General features: G+C 68.9%; 19 protein-coding genes and 1 tRNA gene. 9 read left to right on the forward strand and 11 right to left on the reverse strand.

The window, feature by feature from the left end; translation table 11 throughout:
• Positions 1–67 precede the first annotated feature (67 nt).
• Together AOZ49_RS08195 and AOZ49_RS08200 are read left to right on the forward strand one after the other, a co-directional pair.
• Positions 68–1,804 carry a nitrite/sulfite reductase gene (locus AOZ49_RS08195; protein ID WP_054429381.1) on the forward strand — a complete coding sequence of 579 codons (1,737 nt, stop codon included), beginning with the start codon at positions 68–70 and terminating at the stop codon, positions 1,802–1,804.
• Positions 1,797–2,342, forward strand: a complete 546-nt coding sequence (locus AOZ49_RS08200; protein ID WP_054474848.1) for a DUF934 domain-containing protein — start codon at positions 1,797–1,799, stop codon at positions 2,340–2,342. The genes AOZ49_RS08195 and AOZ49_RS08200 overlap by 8 nt, the downstream gene beginning before the upstream one ends.
• Here the strand turns inward: AOZ49_RS08200 and AOZ49_RS08205 are convergent.
• Entirely contained in the window at positions 2,312–3,088 is a 777-nt protein-coding gene (locus AOZ49_RS08205; RefSeq protein WP_054474849.1) for an IclR family transcriptional regulator, read from the reverse strand. The genes AOZ49_RS08200 and AOZ49_RS08205 overlap by 31 nt on opposite strands.
• Before the next feature lie 102 nt (positions 3,089–3,190).
• Between AOZ49_RS08205 and AOZ49_RS08210 the strand changes: the two genes are divergently transcribed.
• The 4 genes from AOZ49_RS08210 to AOZ49_RS08225 are packed head-to-tail and all read left to right on the forward strand — an operon-like array spanning position 3,191 to position 7,294.
• Entirely contained in the window at positions 3,191–4,180 is a 990-nt protein-coding gene (locus AOZ49_RS08210) for a Bug family tripartite tricarboxylate transporter substrate binding protein (RefSeq protein WP_054474850.1), read from the forward strand.
• Between the two features lie 11 nt (positions 4,181–4,191).
• Positions 4,192–5,697, forward strand: a complete 1,506-nt coding sequence (locus AOZ49_RS08215) for a class I adenylate-forming enzyme family protein (RefSeq protein WP_054474851.1) — start codon at positions 4,192–4,194, stop codon at positions 5,695–5,697.
• On the forward strand, positions 5,694–6,482 hold the full coding sequence (locus AOZ49_RS08220) for a citryl-CoA lyase (protein WP_054429376.1): 789 nt from the start codon (positions 5,694–5,696) through the stop codon (positions 6,480–6,482). The genes AOZ49_RS08215 and AOZ49_RS08220 overlap by 4 nt, the downstream gene beginning before the upstream one ends.
• Positions 6,479–7,294, forward strand: a complete 816-nt coding sequence (locus tag AOZ49_RS08225) for an SDR family NAD(P)-dependent oxidoreductase (RefSeq protein WP_054474852.1) — start codon at positions 6,479–6,481, stop codon at positions 7,292–7,294. The genes AOZ49_RS08220 and AOZ49_RS08225 overlap by 4 nt, the downstream gene beginning before the upstream one ends.
• A 108-nt stretch (positions 7,295–7,402) precedes the next feature.
• On the opposite strand, the gene AOZ49_RS08230 is transcribed toward AOZ49_RS08225, so the two are convergent.
• Positions 7,403–7,942, reverse strand: coding sequence for a 1,2-dihydroxy-3-keto-5-methylthiopentene dioxygenase (locus tag AOZ49_RS08230; protein ID WP_054474853.1), 540 nt, complete (start codon positions 7,940–7,942; stop codon positions 7,403–7,405).
• A gap of 3 nt (positions 7,943–7,945) precedes the next feature.
• Positions 7,946–8,743 carry a MetQ/NlpA family ABC transporter substrate-binding protein gene (locus tag AOZ49_RS08235; RefSeq protein ID WP_054429373.1) on the reverse strand — a complete coding sequence of 266 codons (798 nt, stop codon included), beginning with the start codon at positions 8,741–8,743 and terminating at the stop codon, positions 7,946–7,948.
• Between the two features lie 181 nt (positions 8,744–8,924).
• Between AOZ49_RS08235 and AOZ49_RS08240 the strand changes: the two genes are divergently transcribed.
• Complete coding sequence (locus tag AOZ49_RS08240; protein ID WP_054429372.1) at positions 8,925–9,998, forward strand: DUF6817 domain-containing protein; 1,074 nt, start codon at positions 8,925–8,927, stop codon at positions 9,996–9,998.
• A 121-nt stretch (positions 9,999–10,119) separates the two neighbouring features.
• On the opposite strand, the gene AOZ49_RS08245 is transcribed toward AOZ49_RS08240, so the two are convergent.
• From AOZ49_RS08245 to hemA, 5 genes are all read right to left on the reverse strand, one after another.
• Positions 10,120–10,683 carry a UbiX family flavin prenyltransferase gene (locus AOZ49_RS08245; protein WP_054429371.1) on the reverse strand — a complete coding sequence of 188 codons (564 nt, stop codon included), beginning with the start codon at positions 10,681–10,683 and terminating at the stop codon, positions 10,120–10,122.
• Between the two features lie 4 nt (positions 10,684–10,687).
• Positions 10,688–11,014 carry a Grx4 family monothiol glutaredoxin gene (gene grxD / locus AOZ49_RS08250; protein WP_006391696.1) on the reverse strand — a complete coding sequence of 109 codons (327 nt, stop codon included), beginning with the start codon at positions 11,012–11,014 and terminating at the stop codon, positions 10,688–10,690.
• A 139-nt stretch (positions 11,015–11,153) separates the two neighbouring features.
• Positions 11,154–11,981: a peptide chain release factor N(5)-glutamine methyltransferase gene (prmC, locus tag AOZ49_RS08255; RefSeq protein ID WP_054474854.1), complete on the reverse strand. Its 828-nt coding sequence runs from the start codon at positions 11,979–11,981 to the stop codon at positions 11,154–11,156.
• A gap of 39 nt (positions 11,982–12,020) precedes the next feature.
• Positions 12,021–13,103 (reverse strand): peptide chain release factor 1, encoded by a 1,083-nt coding sequence (prfA, locus tag AOZ49_RS08260; RefSeq protein WP_054474855.1) that lies wholly within the window; start codon positions 13,101–13,103, stop codon positions 12,021–12,023.
• Between the two features lie 82 nt (positions 13,104–13,185).
• Complete coding sequence (gene hemA, locus AOZ49_RS08265) at positions 13,186–14,460, reverse strand: glutamyl-tRNA reductase (protein ID WP_006391699.1); 1,275 nt, start codon at positions 14,458–14,460, stop codon at positions 13,186–13,188.
• A gap of 306 nt (positions 14,461–14,766) precedes the next feature.
• Here hemA and AOZ49_RS08270 point away from each other — a divergent pair.
• Positions 14,767–14,842, forward strand: a tRNA-Phe gene (locus tag AOZ49_RS08270).
• 123 nt (positions 14,843–14,965) lie between these two features.
• Here the strand turns inward: AOZ49_RS08270 and AOZ49_RS08275 are convergent.
• The 3 genes from AOZ49_RS08275 to AOZ49_RS08280 form a co-directional block, all read right to left on the reverse strand.
• Positions 14,966–15,574 carry a LysE family translocator gene (locus tag AOZ49_RS08275; RefSeq protein ID WP_006391700.1) on the reverse strand — a complete coding sequence of 203 codons (609 nt, stop codon included), beginning with the start codon at positions 15,572–15,574 and terminating at the stop codon, positions 14,966–14,968.
• A 78-nt stretch (positions 15,575–15,652) separates the two neighbouring features.
• Complete coding sequence (locus tag AOZ49_RS33945) at positions 15,653–15,820, reverse strand: Lrp/AsnC ligand binding domain-containing protein (RefSeq protein WP_369815779.1); 168 nt, start codon at positions 15,818–15,820, stop codon at positions 15,653–15,655.
• The gene (locus tag AOZ49_RS08280) at positions 15,799–16,128 is read right to left on the reverse strand and encodes an Lrp/AsnC family transcriptional regulator (protein WP_369815780.1); all 330 of its coding nucleotides are present in this window, start codon (positions 16,126–16,128) and stop codon (positions 15,799–15,801) included. Before AOZ49_RS08280 ends, AOZ49_RS33945 begins: the two co-directional genes overlap by 22 nt.
• A gap of 193 nt (positions 16,129–16,321) precedes the next feature.
• Between AOZ49_RS08280 and AOZ49_RS08285 the strand changes: the two genes are divergently transcribed.
• Positions 16,322–16,966 (forward strand): LysE family translocator, encoded by a 645-nt coding sequence (locus AOZ49_RS08285; protein WP_082380361.1) that lies wholly within the window; start codon positions 16,322–16,324, stop codon positions 16,964–16,966.
• Positions 16,967–16,973: the final 7 nt, after the last annotated feature.

Genomic DNA, 16,973 nt, shown 5'->3' on the forward strand with positions numbered 1-16,973 from the left:
CCAGTCCCCGCCCACGGCGGGCCACGCTTGCGGGGACCAGACCGAGAAGACCTCAAGGGCAGTAGACATGTACGTGTATGACCCCGTCGACCAGCAGCTTGTCGAAGAGCGTGTGGCGCAGTTCGCCGACCAGACGCGCCGCTTCCTCGACGGCCAGCTCACCGAAGATGATTTCCGCGTCCTGCGCCTGCAGAACGGCCTGTATATCCAGCGCCACGCGCCGATGCTGCGGGTGGCCATCCCCTACGGCATCCTGGCCTCGCGCCAGCTGCGCACCCTGGCGCACATCGCGCGCAAGTGGGACCGCGGCTACGGCCACTTCAGCACGCGCCAGAACATCCAGTTCAACTGGCCCAAGCTGGAAGACGTGCCGGACATCCTGGCCGAACTGGCCACGGTGCAGATGCACGCCATCCAGACCAGCGGCAACTGTATCCGCAACACCACCACCGACCACTTCGCCGGCGTCGCGCCGGACGAGCTGATCGACCCGCTGGTGTGGTGCGAGATCATCCGCCAGTGGTCCACGCTGCATCCCGAATTCGCGTTCCTGCCGCGCAAGTTCAAGATCGCCGTCAGCGGCGCCGTGCAGGACCGCGCGGCGGTCGGCGTGCACGACATCGGCCTGCAGGCGGTCGAGCGCGATGGCAAGCTCGGTTTCCGCGTCTGGGTCGGCGGCGGCATGGGCCGCACGCCGATCGTCGGCAAGCTGATCAACCCCTTCGTCGAATGGCAGGACCTGCTGACCTACATGCAGGCCGCGCTGCGGGTCTACAACCTGCATGGCCGCCGCGACAACAAGTACAAGGCGCGCATCAAGATCCTGGTGAAGGACCTGACGCCGGAAGTCTATGCGCAGCAGGTGGACGAACAGTGGCAGCTGATCAAGGGCGGCCCCGACACCATCACGCAGGAATTCGTCGACACCATCGCCGCGCGCTTCATCTGGCCGCAATACGACGCGGCCGCGGCCAACGACACCGACAACACCGCGGCGCTGGCCGCCGCCGATCCGCGCTTCGCGCGCTGGGTCCGCACCAACGTGCACGCCCACAAGACGCCGGGCTACGCCGCCGTCACCGTCTCGCTCAAGGCCACCGGCGTGCCGCCGGGCGACATCACCGCCGACCAGATGGACGCGGTGGCCGCGCTGGCCGATGAATACGGCTTCGGCGAACTGCGCGTGTCGCACGAGCAGAACCTGATCCTGGCCGATGTGCGCCGCGCCCGCCTGCACGAACTGTGGGGCAAGCTGGAGGCGCTGAACCTGGCCACGCCCAACGTCGGCCTGCTGACCAACATCATCGCCTGTCCGGGCGGGGATTTCTGCGCGCTCGCCAACGCCGTGTCGATCCCCGTGGCCGAGGCCATCCAGCGCCAGTTCGACAACCTCGACTACCTGTTCGAGATCGGCGAACTGGACCTGAACATCTCCGGCTGCATCAACTCCTGCGGCCACCACCACGTCGGCCACATCGGCATCCTGGGCGTCGATAAGGCCGGCGAAGAGTGGTACCAAGTCACCATCGGCGGCCGCCAGAACGGCGCCGCCAAGCCGCTGCCCGACATCGAATCGACGAAGGGCGGCGGCGCCGCCATCGGCCGCATCATCGGCCCGTCGTTCGCCCGCGACCAGGTGCCGGGCGTGGTCGACCGCCTGATCCAGACCTACCTGGGGCTGCGCGACAGCGAAGAAGAACGCTTCATCGACGTGGTGGACCGGGTCGGCATCGATCCCTTCAAGCAGGACGTCTATTCGGACCCCGCCTTTGCCAAGCCCGCGCAGGAGGCCGCCCATGTCTGAGCTCTATGCCCACGACGCGCCCGGCCCGCACCTGATCCGCAACGGCCGGCTGGAAGCCGACAGCGCCCGCCCCTTCGTGCCCGACCCCGAGGTGGCGGCCGACGGCCAGGTGCCGACCGACGAGCCCGGCTGGATCGTGCCGCTGGCCACCTGGAAAGCCTCGCACGCCACGCTGCGCCGCCATCGCCATCCGGTCGCGGTCCTGCTGGGGCCGGACGCCGACCTGCGCGACCTGCTGGAAGCCGACGGCACGCTCGACCCGGCGAGCATCGCCTTCATCGCGGTGGACTTCCCCGTCTACACCGATGGCCGCGGCTATTCGCTGGCGCAACTGCTGCGCACCCGCTATCAGTGGACCGGCGAGCTGCGGGCGGTGGGCGACGTGATGATCGACACCATCCACTACCAGGCGCGCGTCGGCTTCGACAGCTTCCTGGTCAAGCCGGGCCATGACCCGCGCAAGGCGCTGGATGCGTTCAAGACCTTCACGGTGCATTACCAGAAGACCTACCGCGCGCCGGCGCCCGCCCAGGCCTGACGCCCCAGCTGGGCGCGGATCAATTCCGCAATCGCGCGCTGGCGCGGCGCCTGCATCCGGTCGATCAGGCTCGACACGCTGACCGCCAGCCGCGGATAGCCGCTGGCGTCGCACAGCGCCACCCCCACGCCCAGCACGCCCGGCACGGCGGCATTGCCCACCACCGCCCAACCGCGGTCGCGGGCGTTCTCGGCCAGCCGCCGCATCTGCGCCACCGTCATGCCGCCATAGGCGCGCAGGGCCTGTTCATTCTGCGCGATCACCTCGTCGGCCTCGGCCGGCGGCAGGACGCCCAGCAGCGCCAGGCCAGCCGCGCCCACGCCCAGCGGCTGGCGATGGCCGATCGTCACCGCCAGCACCTGCACCGGGTAGTTGCCGACCTCGCGATGCAGGCATAGCGAATCGCCGCCGGCACGGCAGATCAGGAACGCCGAATCGCCGCTGACATCGCTGATCTGCCGCAGCACCGGCCGCAGGCCGCGCACCGCTTCGGCGTGCGGATCGCCGGCCATCATCACGCCCAGCTCCGCCACGCGCCAGTGCGGCGCATCCGGCTCGCGCAGCGCGTAACCCTCCTGCGCCAGCACGTCCAGATAGCGGTACACGGTGGAGCGCTGCATGCCGGCGGCGCGCGCGATGTCGGTCACGTGCATGCCGGCGGCCCCCGCCTGGCGCAACACGCCCAGCACCCGCAGCCCGCGCCGCAGCACCCGCGGCCCGCCGTCATCGCTTTCCGTCTTGTTCATTTTCTGGACACCTTGCGTTGCTGAGGCGCTTATCAAAGCCCAATATGAAATCGGGCAGGCAAAGATCTGTCCAGATATTAGACAAACGAGACGGAGACAACCATGCAGACATTCAGCAGGCGGCTGGCCGCCAGCGCCGCGGCCCTGGCGGGCGCCCTGGCATTCGCGACCGCCAGCCAGGCCGCCAAGCCCTATCCCGAACGCCCGGTGACCCTGGTGGTCGGCTATGCCGCCGGCGGCGCCACCGACATCGTCGCGCGCCTGGTGGCCAAGGCCCTGAACGAGGAACTGGGCCAGACCATCGTGGTGGAGAACAAGACCGGCGCCAACAGCAACATCGGCGCCGAAATCGTCTCGCGCGCCGCGCCCGACGGCTACACGCTGTACGTCGGCTCGATCGCCAACACCATCAACCGCACGCTCTACAGCAAGCTCAACTACGACTTCATCAAGGACTTCAAGCCGATCGGCCTGCTGGCGACCATCCCCAACATCCTGGTGGTCAACCCCAAGCTGCCGGTCAAGACCGTGCCCGAATACCTGGCCTACGCCAAGGCCCATCCCGGCAAGCTGACCTGCGCCTCGTCGGGCAGCGGCTCGTCGATCCACCTGTCGTGCGAGCTGTTCAAGATGCAGACCGGCACCGACATCCTGCACGTGCCCTATCGCGGCAGCGGCCCGGCGGTGGCCGACCTGCTGGGCGGCCAGGTCGACTCGATGTTCGACAACCTGCCCTCGTCGCTGCCGCACGTGCAGGCCGGCAAGCTGCGCGCCATCGGCGTCACCTCGCCGCAGCGCCTGCCGGCCGTGCCCGACGTGCCGACGCTGGCCGAGTCCGGCCTGCCCGGCTTCGACGTCGAATCGTGGTTCGGCCTGATGGCGCCCGCCGGCACCCCGCCAGCGGTCATCGAGCGCCTGAACCAGGCCATGAACAAGGCGCTGGCCAATCCGGCGCTGCTGGCCTCGTTCCAGCAATCGGGCTTCTACGCGCCGCAGCCGCCCAACACGCCCGAGACCTTCGGCAAGAAGATCGTCAGCGAAATCGACAAATGGAGCGCCGTGGTCAAGCGCGCCGATATCAAAGCCAACTGAGGAGCACCAGGGTGTACCCGATCGATTTCTTTTTCCGCGCCGCCGAGCAATACCCGGAGCGCGTGGCGCTGGACGCGCCCGAGGGCCAGGTGACGTACGAGCAGCTGGCCGCGCAGGTGCGCGCGCTGGCGGCCGCTCTGCAGGACCTGGACCCGGCGCCGCAGACCCGCGTCGCCCTCTGCGCCGGCAACACCGGTCGCCACATCCTGGCGCTGCTGGCGGTGCTGGCCAGCGGCAAGGTCTGGGTGCCGCTCAACACCCGCAGCACGGCGCGCGAGATCGGGCGCATCCTGGATGCCACCGAACCGTCCATCGTCATGGTGGACGGCGCCGGCGACGCGCTGGTCGCGGCGGGCGCGCCGCACCGCGTGAGCCTGTCGGCGGACGCCGCCGGCCTGGATGTCGACACCCTGCTGCAACGCGGCGCCGGGCGCGAACCGCTGCGCCACGCGCTGCCGCGCGACGCCACCCAGGCAATCAAATTCACCGGCGGCACCACCGGCCTGCCCAAGGGCGTGATGCAGCCCTATCACGCCTGGAACGCCGCCATCATCAACCAGATCCACAGCTGGGGCCTGACGCACGAGGACCGCTACGTGGTCGCCGCGCCCGTCACGCACGGCACCGGCACCTACCTCTTGCCGGTGCTGGCGCGCGGCGGCGCCCACGTGCTGCTCGACAGCGCCACGCCGGCCTCGATCACCACCGCCTTCCGCGAACGCGGCGGCACCCTCAGCTTCATGCCGCCGACGCTGATCTACATGATCATGGCGCAGCCGGGCGTGTCGCGCGCCGACTTTCCGGCGCTGCGCAACCTGATCTACGGCGGCGCGCCGATGCCGCCCGAGAAGATCGAACGCGCCCGCGCCTTCTTCGGCCCGGTGCTGGGCACCACCTACGGCCAGACCGAGGCGCCGCAGATCGTCACGGTGCTGCGCCCCGCCGACCTCGAATCGCCCGACAACCGCGCCTCGGTCGGCCGCGTCACCTGGCTGTCGGACGTCGCCATCATGGACCCGGCCGGCGCGCTGCTGCCGCGCGGCGAGATCGGCGAAGTGGTGGTGCGCGGCGACCTGGTGATGTCGGGCTACTGGCGCCTGCCCGAGAAGACCGCCGAGACCATCGTCGATGGCTGGCTGCACACCGGCGACACCGGCCTGATCGACGCGCGCGGCTACCTGTTCCTGAAGGACCGGCTGCGCGACGTCATCATCACCGGCGGCTTCAACATCTATCCCGTCGACGTCGAGAACGCGCTGTCGGCCCACCCCGCCGTATACGAATGCTCGGTGTTCGGCCTGCCCGACGACAAGTGGGGCGAAGCCGTCCACGCCGCGGTGCAGCTGCATCCCGGCGCGCCCGCCGATGCCGATGCGCTCAAGGCGCACGTGCGCGGCCTGCTCGGCCCGGTCGCCACGCCCAAGCAGATCCACATCCATGACAGCCTGCCGCGCTCGCCCGTCGGCAAGGTGCTCAAGAACGCCGTGCGCGACGCGGCCCTCAAGGAGTCTTCATGAACACGCCCGAAACCCGCCTCTGCGCCCATCACCTCACCGGCATGTCGTACCGCGACGTCGACCTGGTGGAAGACCTGATCGGCAAGAAGACCTTCACCGAAGTCATGATCATGCAGATCCTGGGCCGCGAGGCGCGGCCGGTGGACATGCGCATCGTCGACGCGGTGCTGGTGACCCTGATGGAGCACGGCCTCACGCCCAGCGCCATCGCCACCCGCCTGATCTACATGAGCGCGCCCGAGAACCTGCAGGGCGCGGTGGCATCCGGCCTGATGGCGGTCGGCAGCCAGTTCGTCGGCACCATGGAGAACTGCTCGCGCCTGCTGGACCGCATCCGCCAGGCCGCCGACGGCCGCGCCGAGGCGCTGGCGATCGCGCGCGAATTCCGCGCCAGCCGCCAGCCGCTGCCGGGCTTCGGCCATCACCTGCACAAGCCCGACGACCCGCGTTCGATCAAGTTGCTGGCGCTGGCCGAAGCCGAGCCGGACCTGTCCGGCGATTCGCTCAAGGCGCTGCGGCTGCTGGCGGCGGCGATCGACGAGACCTACGGCAAGCACATCACCATCAACGCCACCGGCGCGGTCGCCGCGCTGCTCAGCGAGATCGGCGTGCCCACCGCGCTGATGCGCGGCTTTGCGGTCATCTCGCGCGCCGCCGGCCTGGTGTCGCACGTGGCCGAGGAGCAGCAGAGCCCGTCCGGCCGCTACATCTGGGAAACCATCGACCACGCCATTCCCTACGTCGGCAAGGGCAAGTCGCACCAGCGCGACGGAGAACCGTCGTGATCCCGCCCGCGTCCGGCGCGCGGCTGGCGGGCAAGGTCGCGCTGGTGGCCGGCGCCGGTTCGTCGGCCGCCGGCTGGAGCATCGGCAAGGCCAGCTGCGTGACCCTGGCGCGCCAGGGCGCGGCCATCATCGCGCTGGACGCCGACCGGGCGGCGGCCGAGGACGCGGCGCATGAAGTCGAACGCGCCGGCGGCCAGGCGTTGCCCCTGCAAGCCGACGTGGCCGACGCGGACGCCATGCGGGCCGCCGTGGACGCGGCGCTCGGCCACTACGGCCGCATCGACGTGCTGCAGGCCAACGCCGGCATCGGCAAGATCGGCGGCCCGGAAGACATCGACCTGGCCGACTGGGACCGCATCCAGCGCGTCAACGTCACCAGCCTGTTGATCGCCACGCGCCTGCTGGCGCCCGTGATGCGCGCGCAGGGCGGCGGCGCCATCGTCACCGTGTCGTCGATCGCCGGCATCCGCTACACCGGTTATCCCCACCTGGCCTACAGCGTCAGCAAGGCCGCGGTGATCCATTTCGCGCGCATGGCGGCGCAGCAGTATGCGGCCGACGGCATTCGCGTCAACACGGTGATTCCGGGCCTGATCGATACGCCGCGCGTCGCGAAGAACGTGGCCGGCATGTTCGCCAAGGACGATCTGGCAGCCGCGCGCGCGGCGCGCGACCGGCAGGTGCCGATGGGCCGCATGGGCACGCCGTGGGAAGTGGCGAACGCGGTGGCGTTCCTGGCGTCGGATGAAGCGTCGTACATCACCGGCACGGAATTGCTGGTGGACGGGGGCCTGACGGGCAAATACGCGTGAGGCGAAACGCGGGGAAGAAAGCGGCGGCGCGGTCCAGCAGCATGTCCGGATCGCGTGACGCGGCGGCCGCGATCAGGCCGCGTCCTCATGCCGCGCCCGCCCTCGCCTTCAGGGCAATACCGGAAAGCGCGCGGCGATGTCATCGCCCGTGAACTGCGCCACCCAGCCGGCCGGGTCATTGAACAGCCGGATACAGGTGAAGGCGGGCGCCGAGCCCATGTCGAACCAGTGCGGCACGCCGGCCGGCACCGAAATCAGGTCGTCCTGCTCGCACAGCACCGCGTAGACGCGGCCGGCGGCATGCAGCGTGAACAAGCCGCTGCCGGCGACGAAGAAGCGCACCTCGTCATCGGCGTGCGTGTGCTCGGCCAGGAACTTGCGGCGCAGCGCCTCGCGGTCCGGATGCGCCGGATCCAGGCTGACCACATCGACGCTGCGATAGCCGCGCTCGGCCACCAGCCGCTCGATCTCGGGACGATACGCCGCCAGCACCTCGGCCTGCGGCGCGCCGGGCGCCACCGGCGCCTGCGCCCGCCAGCGCTCGAAGGTCACGCCGATGGCGGCCAGCTCGCGCCGGATCTCGCCGGCGTCATCCAGCCGCCGGCCGGCGGCCGGGTCGTCCTGCGGATAGATCGTCAGCGTCGACATGGCTTACCAGGAGGTGGTGTACGCGCCGGGGAATTTCTGCGCCACGAAGGCCTTCACCTCGTCGGACTGGTAGGCCTTGATGAAGCGCGCGATGCGCGGATCGTTCTTGTTGTCCTCGCGCGCGGCGATGACCACGGCGGCGAACGGCGCATCCTTGCTTTCCAGCGCCAGCGCGTCCTTGGCGGGCGACAGGCCGGCCGGGATGGCGTAGGCCGAGTTCACGGCGGCGGCATCGACGTCGGCCAGCGAGTGCGGCAGCTGCGCGGCCTCGATCTCGACGAACTTGAGCTTCTTCGGGTTGTCGACCACGTCGAACAGCGAGGCCGTCACGGTCACGCCGTCCTTGAGCTTGATGAGCTTGGCGGCCTGCAGCACCAGCAGCGCGCGGGCGCCGTTGGTCGGGTCGTTGGGGATCGCCACCTTGGCGCCCGGCTGCAGATCGTCCAGCGACTTCACGCGCTTGGAATAGATGCCCATCTGCTGCACCACGGCCGTGGCCACCGGCACCAGCTTGTAGCCGCGCGCCTTGTTCTGCGATTCCAGGAAGGGCTTGTGCTGGTAGATGTTCAGGTCCAGCTCCTTGGCGTCCAGCGCGGCGTTGGGCTGGATGAAGTCGCTGAACTCGACCAGCTTGACCTTCAAGCCCTGCCTGGCCGCGACCTGCTGCACCACTTCGCCGATCTGGGCGTGCGGGCCGACGGTCACGCCGACTTTCAGTTCGGCGTCCTGCGCCATCGCCGGCGCGGCGGCGGCAAATCCGATGAGGGTGGCAACGGCGGCCAGGGTGTGGCGTAGACGCATGGGAATCTCGGCAATCGAACAGGGAAGGGAAGCCCCGGATTCTAGTGAGCGCCCTTCAAAACCGGAAGCGATGAATTTTCATATTGATATGCGCATTTCCGTATAAGGCCCGCCGCCATGACAAGCGCGGCCGCGCGCGACACAATAGCGGCTGGATTCCCAACCCCTTGCCGTCATTGCCATGTCCACCCCCAACGAACTGCATCCGCACGCGCGCGCCCTGCTGGCCGACCACTATGCCGCCGTCGATGCCGACCTGCCCGTCCTGCTCGACCTGCTGTTTGCCCGCAGCGCCGGCGAAGACTGGCACAAGGCCGGCACCTTCAAGCACCACCTGCTGGGCGTCTACCGCACTCTGACGCTGTGGAACCAGCCGCGCGAGGTGCGGCTGCTGGGCCTGTTCCACAGCGTGTATGGCAATGAGTACGTCGACCTGACGCTGTTCGACCGCGAGCGCGAACGCAACACGCTGCGCGAGGTGCTGGGCGCCGAGGCCGAGGAATGGGTCAGCCTGTTCTGCGCCATGCCGCGCACCCGCTTCGTGCAGGCCATCCTGCAAGGCCAGGGCCAGGGCCCCGAGGGCCTGACGCTGGAAGGCGCCGACGGCCAGGTCTTCACCTTCACGCCGCGCCAGGTCGCCGCCTTCATCGTGGTATCGGCCGCCGACATCGGCGAACAATGGCACAGCTGGCAGGACGAGATCTTCGCCGGCTATCCGCAGCAGCAGCGCCGCGACCTCAAATCGCACTGGGCCGCCTCGCTGTGGCCCGGCCCGCTGAAGCCGCCGTCGAACATCCTGTCGATGCTGTCGCACCTGCTGGCGCCACTGTCGGCGCTGCCGGCCGATACCGGCATCCCGCTGCCGCCCGCCTTCGACCATTGCCGCGCCACGCTCAGCCCGCGCGACGAGGCCGCCGCCAGCGCGCTGTACTGGCAGGTCGTCACCCGCATGCATCCGCAGACCGAAATGGACACGGCGCGCCACATGCTGGAAGCCGCGGTGGCGCACAACCCGTGGGTCGCCGAGCCGCGCCTGCTGCTGGCGCAACTGGCGCTGACGGCGGGCGACTTCGAGGCCGCCGAAGGCCATGCCGCCGCCGGCCTGGCCGCGCTGCAGGCCTGGGGCACCGCGTGGGACAAGCGCATCGAGTGGGCCGGCTGGATGGCCTGGGCCCGCATCGAACTGCAGAACGCCCGCGCGCGCCGCTGGCCGGAAAACCTGGCCGCGCTCAACGGGCTGGGTCTGGTGGAATGACCGCCGCGCGGCGTGCGGCGGGCTGATCGCCCGCCACAACGCGCGCTGAAACGAAAACGCCCCGGAGATCAACCGATCTCCGGGGCGTTCACCATTCACGGCCCGTGGGCCGCGACGGCGCTTATTTCATGCCTTCCCAGTGCGGACCGGGCACATGGATGTCGAACAGCTCCAGCACGCGGGCCACGGTGTGATCCACCATTTCCTCAATGCTGGCCGGGCGATGGTAGAACGCCGGCAACGGCGGGAACACGATGCCGCCCATCTCGGTGACGGCGGTCATGTTGCGCAGGTGCGCCAGGTTGAACGGCGTTTCGCGCACCATCATCACCAGGCGGCGACGCTCCTTGAGCGTGACGTCGGCCGCGCGCGTGATGAGGTTGTCGGACAGGCCGTGGGCCACGGCCGCCAGCGTGCGCATCGAGCACGGCACGATGACCATGCCGGCGGTCTGGAACGCGCCGCTGGCCAGCGTGGCGCCGACATCGCGCACGCTGTGCACGTGGTCGGCCAGCGCGTAGACATCATGGCGGCTGACATCGAGTTCGTGCTTGATGTTCAGCACGCCCGAGGCCGACACCACCAGGTGCGTCTCGACATCGTCCACGCCGCGCAGCGCCTGCAGCATGCGCACCGCGTAGAGGGCGCCGGTGGCGCCCGTGATGCCGATGACCAGTCGCCGCACGGAATCAGGCCGTGGCGCCGGATTGCTCCAGCAGGGTCTTCAGTTCGCCCGATTCGTTCATCTCGTTCATGATGTCCGAACCGCCGATGAACTCGCCGGCCACGTACAGCTGCGGAATCGTCGGCCAGTTCGAGAATTCCTTGATGCCCTGGCGGACTTCGTCGTCCTCCAGCACATTCACGGTGACCAGCTTCTTGACGCCACAGCCCTTGAGGATCTGGATGGCCTTGCCGGAAAAGCCGCATTGCGGGAACTGGGCGGTGCCCTTCATGAACAGCACGACGGGGTGCTGGGTCACGGTTTCGCGGATGAATTCTTGAACGTCGCTCATGGTGGTCTCTTGGACAGGAGGCATAACGGAATACGCCAATTATAGGTACAGGCGGGATTTCGTCCCGGATTCCCCGGGGCGGCCCCCGGGAATCGGCCGGTTGCGGCGCGGCAGCCGGTTACAAATCGCCGGCCCGGCGTCAGCCCCGCCCGGGCCAGCGTCCGCCGGAAATGCGTTCGATGCCGGCCAGGTCGCGCCGGCTGTGGACATCGGCGAAGCCCGCGGCGGCCAGCAGGCCACGCACCGCCTCGGCCTGGTCCCAGCCGTGCTCCATCCACAATGCCGCGCCCGGCTTCAGGTGGCGATGGGCGCCGGCCACGATGCGGCGCAGGTCTTCCAGGCCGTCGGCGCCATCGGTCAGCGCGCCGCGCGGCTCGAAGCGCACGTCGCCCTGTCCCAGGTGCGGATCGTCGCTGGCGACATACGGCGGATTGGACACGATCAGGTCGAAGCCCTCGCCGGCGGGCACCGCGTCGTACCAGCTGCCTTCGACGAAGCGCACCGAGGCGGTCAGCTCCCAGGCATTGCCCGCGGCCACGGCCAGCGCGGCGGCGCTCACGTCGCTCGCCATCACGCGGGCATCACGGCGCGCCAGGGCGATCGAGATGGCGATGGCGCCGCTGCCCGTGCCCAGGTCCAGCACGGCGGGCGCGGACTGCCCGGCCACGCATTCCAGCGCGGTTTCCACCAGCACCTCGGTGTCCGGGCGCGGGATCAGCACGTCGGGCGTCACGCGGAACGCGTGCCCCATGAATTCTCGCCGCCCCAGCAGATAGGCCATCGGCTCGCCGGCCAGGCGGCGCTGCGCCAGCGCCTCGTAGGCCGCGGCCACGTCCGGCGCCAGCGGGTCGGTGTCATGCGCCAGCAGCCAGGCGCGCGGCTTGGCCAGCACGTGCTCGAGCAGCATGCGCACTTCGAGCCGGGGCAGGCGCGTGTCCAGCAGCAGGCTCTTGATCTGGGCGGTCATCGGCGTGGCAATCTCAACGGCGTGGGCTGGGCGGCGGCCTCAGATATCGTCGCCCAGCGCCGCCAACTGCTCGGCCTGGTGCTCGGCGATCAGGGCGCCGGTCAGCTCTTCCAGATCGCCTTCCATGATCTGCTGCAGCTTGTACAGCGTCAGGTTGATGCGATGGTCGGTGACGCGGCCCTGCGGGAAGTTATAGGTGCGGATGCGCTCGGAGCGGTCGCCGGAGCCGATCAGGCTCTTGCGTTCGGCCGCTTCCTTGCTCTGGCGCTCGCGGACTTCCCGGTCCTTCAGGCGCGCGGCCAGCACCTGCATGGCCTTGTCCTTGTTGCGGTGCTGCGAACGGTCGTCCTGGCACTCCACCACCAGCCCGGTCGGCAAGTGCGTGATGCGCACGGCCGAGTCGGTCTTGTTGATGTGCTGGCCGCCGGCGCCGCTGGCGCGGAACGTGTCGATGCGCAGGTCGCTCGGGTTGATGACGATCTCCGACATGGCATCGGCTTCGGCCATGATGGCCACCGTGCAGGCCGAGGTATGGATGCGGCCCTGCGCCTCGGTGGCGGGCACGCGCTGCACGCGGTGCGCGCCGGATTCGAATTTCAGGCGGCCATAGGCGCCGTCGCCCTCGATGCGCGCGATCACTTCCTTGTAGCCGCCCAGCTCCGACGCGCTTTCCGACATCAGCTCGACGCGCCAGCCGCGCTGTTCGGCGTAGCGCGTGTACATGCGCAGCAGGTCGCCCGAGAACAGCGCGCTTTCGTCGCCGCCGGTGCCGGCGCGGATTTCCAGGAACACGCTGCGGCCGTCATTGGGGTCGCGCGGCAGCAGCAGCAATTGCAGCGCCGCTTCCAGCGATTCCAGCTTGACGCGGCCGCTCTTGATCTCGTCCTCGGCCATCGCCTTCAGCTCGGGATCGGACAGCATCTCCTGCGCGGTCGCCAGGTCTTCCTCGCCGCGCACGAAAGCGGTGAACGCCTCGACCACCGGCTCCAGCTCGGAACGCTCGCGCGAGAGCTTGCGGAAGCGGTCCATGTCGGCCGCGGTTTCCGGTTCGGCGAGCAGCGCGTCCACCTCGATCAGGCGGTGACACAGATGCTCCAGCCGGCTGCGCATGGAAGATTTCATGATGGGGATTCAGCAAAGGAAAACGGGAATGGCGGGCGCCCGTGACGAGCGCCCGCCGCAAGGCGGGGCGGGAACAGCGCCGCTAACGGCGCGAGTCGCGGCCGGGGAACAGGCGCGGCATCCAGGCAAGCAGCTGCTTGCGGTCCTCGCCTTCGCTGCGGTTCAACGCCGCCAGCGGGCCATGCAGGTATTTCTGGGTCAGGCCGTGGGCCAGCTGCTCGAGCACGGCTTCCGGCGATTCGCCGCGCGCCAGCAGGCGGCGGGCGCGCTCGAGTTCGGCGGCGCTGACGTCTTCGGCGGCCTGGTGCAGGTCGCGGATGACGGGCACCACTTCGCGCGATTGCATCCAGTGCATGAAGCCCTGGACGCGGGTTTCGATGATGGCCTCGGCCTGCACCACGGCGGCGCGGCGCGCGTCGGTGCCGGTCTGGACCAGACGGCCCAGGTCATCGACGGAATACAGGTAGACGTCGTCCAGGCGGCCGACCTCGGGTTCGATGTCGCGCGGCACGGCCAGGTCGATCATGACCATGGGGCGGTGGCGGCGCAGGCGCGTGGCCCGTTCCACCATCCCCAGCCCGAGGATGGGCAGGGAGCTGGCCGTACAGGAGACGACCACGTCGAATTCGGAAAGGCGGTCGGTCAGGTCCGACAGCTTCATGGTGCTGGCCGAGAACCGGTTGGCCAGCAGCTCGGCGCGTTCCGCCGTGCGATTGGCCACCACCATGCTGCGCGGACGCTGCGCGGCGAAGTGGGTGGCGCACAGCTCGATCATTTCGCCCGCGCCGATGAACAGCGTGCGGGCCTGGTCCAGGTTGCCGAACACGCGTTCGGCCAGGCGCACCGCGGCGGCGGCCATGGACACCGACTGCGCGCCGATGGCGGTCTGCGAGCGGACTTCCTTGGCGACCGAGAAGGTGCGCTGGAACATCTGATGCAGCAAGGTGCCGAGCGAACCGGCCTCGCCGGCGGCGCGCACCGCGTCCTTCATCTGGCCGACGATCTGGGTTTCGCCCAGCACCATGGAATCGAGCCCGCTGGCCACGCGGAAGGCGTGGCGCACGGCGTCGTCCTGCTGGTGGCGGTACAGATGCGGGCGCAGCGTGCCGGCGTCCAGGCGGTTGTGCTCGGCCAGCCACGCGGGCAGCTGGTCGGCCACGTGGCCGTCGGCGGCGCAATAGATTTCGGTGCGGTTGCAGGTCGACAGGATGGCGGCTTCGCGCACCGACCCGCCGAACGCGGAACGCAGGCCTTCCAGCGCCGGCTTGACCAGATCGACGGGCATGGACACGCGTTCGCGAACCGACACCGGCGCGGACGTGTGATTCAGACCGAAGGCTAGGACAGCTACCGACATGTAAAGGACAAGGCCGTGAGTATTAGAGCTGTGGTCCCCGCAAAGCCCATGCGGTGCAGCGTGCATGTAACAGCGGACCGGCCATGATTATACTCCCGCGGGTTATCCCCATGCCATTCGGGGCCCGGGCCGCGACGCTGGGTCGCACCCCACGCGACGCTTGGTCGCACCCCATGCAACCGCCGCTTGCGGTAGTATGCGCCCCTTGCCCCTCGCCATACGGGAAGGCGCCGCGAAAATTCTTCAAACTTTTTTCGAGGCGGCTGGCACAAGTCCAAAAAATTGTGTATAGTTGCGGACTTCGTTGGCCTGGTAGCTCAGTCGGTAGAGCAGAGGATTGAAAATCCTTGTGTCGGTGGTTCGATTCCGCCCCAGGCCACCAGAATTAAAAAGCCCGGCTCCTTGGAGTCGGGCTTTTGCATTGTGGCGCCGGGATCAAAGTCCGGAGATCAAAGTCCGGAGATCAAAGGCCGCGGATCAAAACGCGCGGATCAAAACCCGGGGCTCAAGACCCCGGCAGCGCCACCCCCATCGCCGCGAACAATCCCCCGCACACCTTGTTGAAGCGCCGGCCGGCGCGTTCGAGCCACGGCCGCACGCGGTGCGCCAGGCGCGCCAGCACGTACTCCACCACGAACTCGATGGCCACGAAGGTCGCGGCCATGATCAGGAATTGCGTAAACAGGCTGCGGGCCGGATCGATGAACTGCGGCAGGAAGGCGCCGTAGAACAGCAGCGCCTTGGGATTGGCGATCGCCGACAGGAAACCCTGGCTGAACATGCGGGTGCCGCGCAGCCGCGGCATGTCGGGCGCCGGGCGCAGCTGCACGCCGGGCGAGCGCCACAGCTGGATGCCGAGCCAGATCAGGTACGCGCCGCCGGCCCACTTCAGCACCGTCAGCGCCGGCCCCCAGGCCTTGAGCAGCGCGCTGATGCCCAGCATCGACAGGGCGATCAGCGCAATGAAGCCGACCGCGCCGCCAGCGATGGTGCACAGCGCCTTGCGATGCCCGTGCAGCGCGCCGTGGGTCAGCGCCAGCAAGGTGTTGGGGCCGGGCGTGATCGACAGGCCGATCACGGCAACCAGGTAGATGAGCCAGCTGTGCAATGCCATGGCGGTGAGACACGGAAAGAGGAGGAGGCGGCCAGTCTAGCGCCGCCGGCTCGGCCCACGCAATCGGCGGCGAGCCCGCTACGCCTCGCCGGGCTGCGTCGTCGGCACCGCCAGTCCGTATTTGACGCGGTTCATCACCACCAGCGTCGAGAAGCGCTTCACGTTGGGATCGCCCCAGAAATGGCGCTGCGCGAAGGCGTCGTACTCCGCCATGTCGCGCACGGTCATGGTGACGACGAAGTCCACCCCCCCGTCACCGCCAGGCACTGCATGATCTCCGGCGCGCCGCGCATCGCGCGCTTGAAGGTGTCCAGCTTGTCGGCGCGCTCGCTTTCGAGCGACACCAGCACCACCATCATGATGTCGCGCCCCACCGCCGCCGGCTCCACCACCGACACATCCCCCAGCACCACTCCGGATTCGCGCAACCGCTTCATGCGCCGCAGGCACGATACCGGCGACAGGTTCACGCGCTCGGCCACCTCCTGGCTGGTGCGCTGGTTGTCTTCCTGCAGGCTCTGCAGGATCTGAAGGTCGAAATCGTCTAGTTCCATGGGGTCTCGGCGCCGCGGCGGTCCAGGCCGTGCGGGCCTGTAGACGGATTCTAAACGGGCGCGCAAAACGACCTGCCCCCAAATTCGACGGGAAACTTCATTTGCGCACCGCTGGCTGCAGGAATTAATCAGGCGCCTTGCTTACACTGGGAACCCTCTGGTCGCCCTCGCGGCCAGGCGCAGCCCGATTCCCATGCCGTCACTCCAGCTTTTCCTGCTCTTCCTGGCCGCCGACGCGGCGTTGAAACTCACCCCCGGCCCGGACATGGCGCTGACGCTGTCGCGAGGCATGACGCAGGGCTTCCGGCCGGCGTTCCACAGCGTGCTGGGCAATGTGGCGGCGGGTTTCATCCAGGTGCCGGCCGTGGTGCTGGGGCTGGCCTCGGTGCTGCAGGCGTTTCCGACGCTGTTCCTGGCGATCAAGGCGGCCGGCGGCCTGTATCTGGGCTACCTGGGCATCAAGGCCATCCTGCGCTGCGCCCGCGACGCCGACGTGTCCCTGGCCGCGCGGCCCGGCGAGGCGCGCGATGCGTTCTGGCAGGGCTTCATGACCAATCTGCTGAACCCGAAGGTGCTGCTGTTCATGATCGCCTTCCTGCCGCAGTTCACCACGCCGGACAACGGCCCGGTGTGGATCCAGATGCTGGTGCTGGGCGTGACCATGAAGGCGCTGAGCCTGCCCTACGGCAGCTGCTTCGCCTACGGCGCATCGCGCATCCGCGGCTGGGTCGGACGCAACCCGTGGTTCCTGCGCATGCAGCAGGGGCTGCTGGGCGCGATCATGCTCGGCCTGGCCCTCTACGTGCTCTACTCCACCGCCTCCACCTTGAACCCCTGATTTTTCC

Origin of the sequence: Achromobacter sp. 2789STDY5608615 (assembly GCF_001298995.1) — a bacterium.
Taxonomy (GTDB): domain Bacteria; phylum Pseudomonadota; class Gammaproteobacteria; order Burkholderiales; family Burkholderiaceae_B; genus Achromobacter; species Achromobacter insuavis.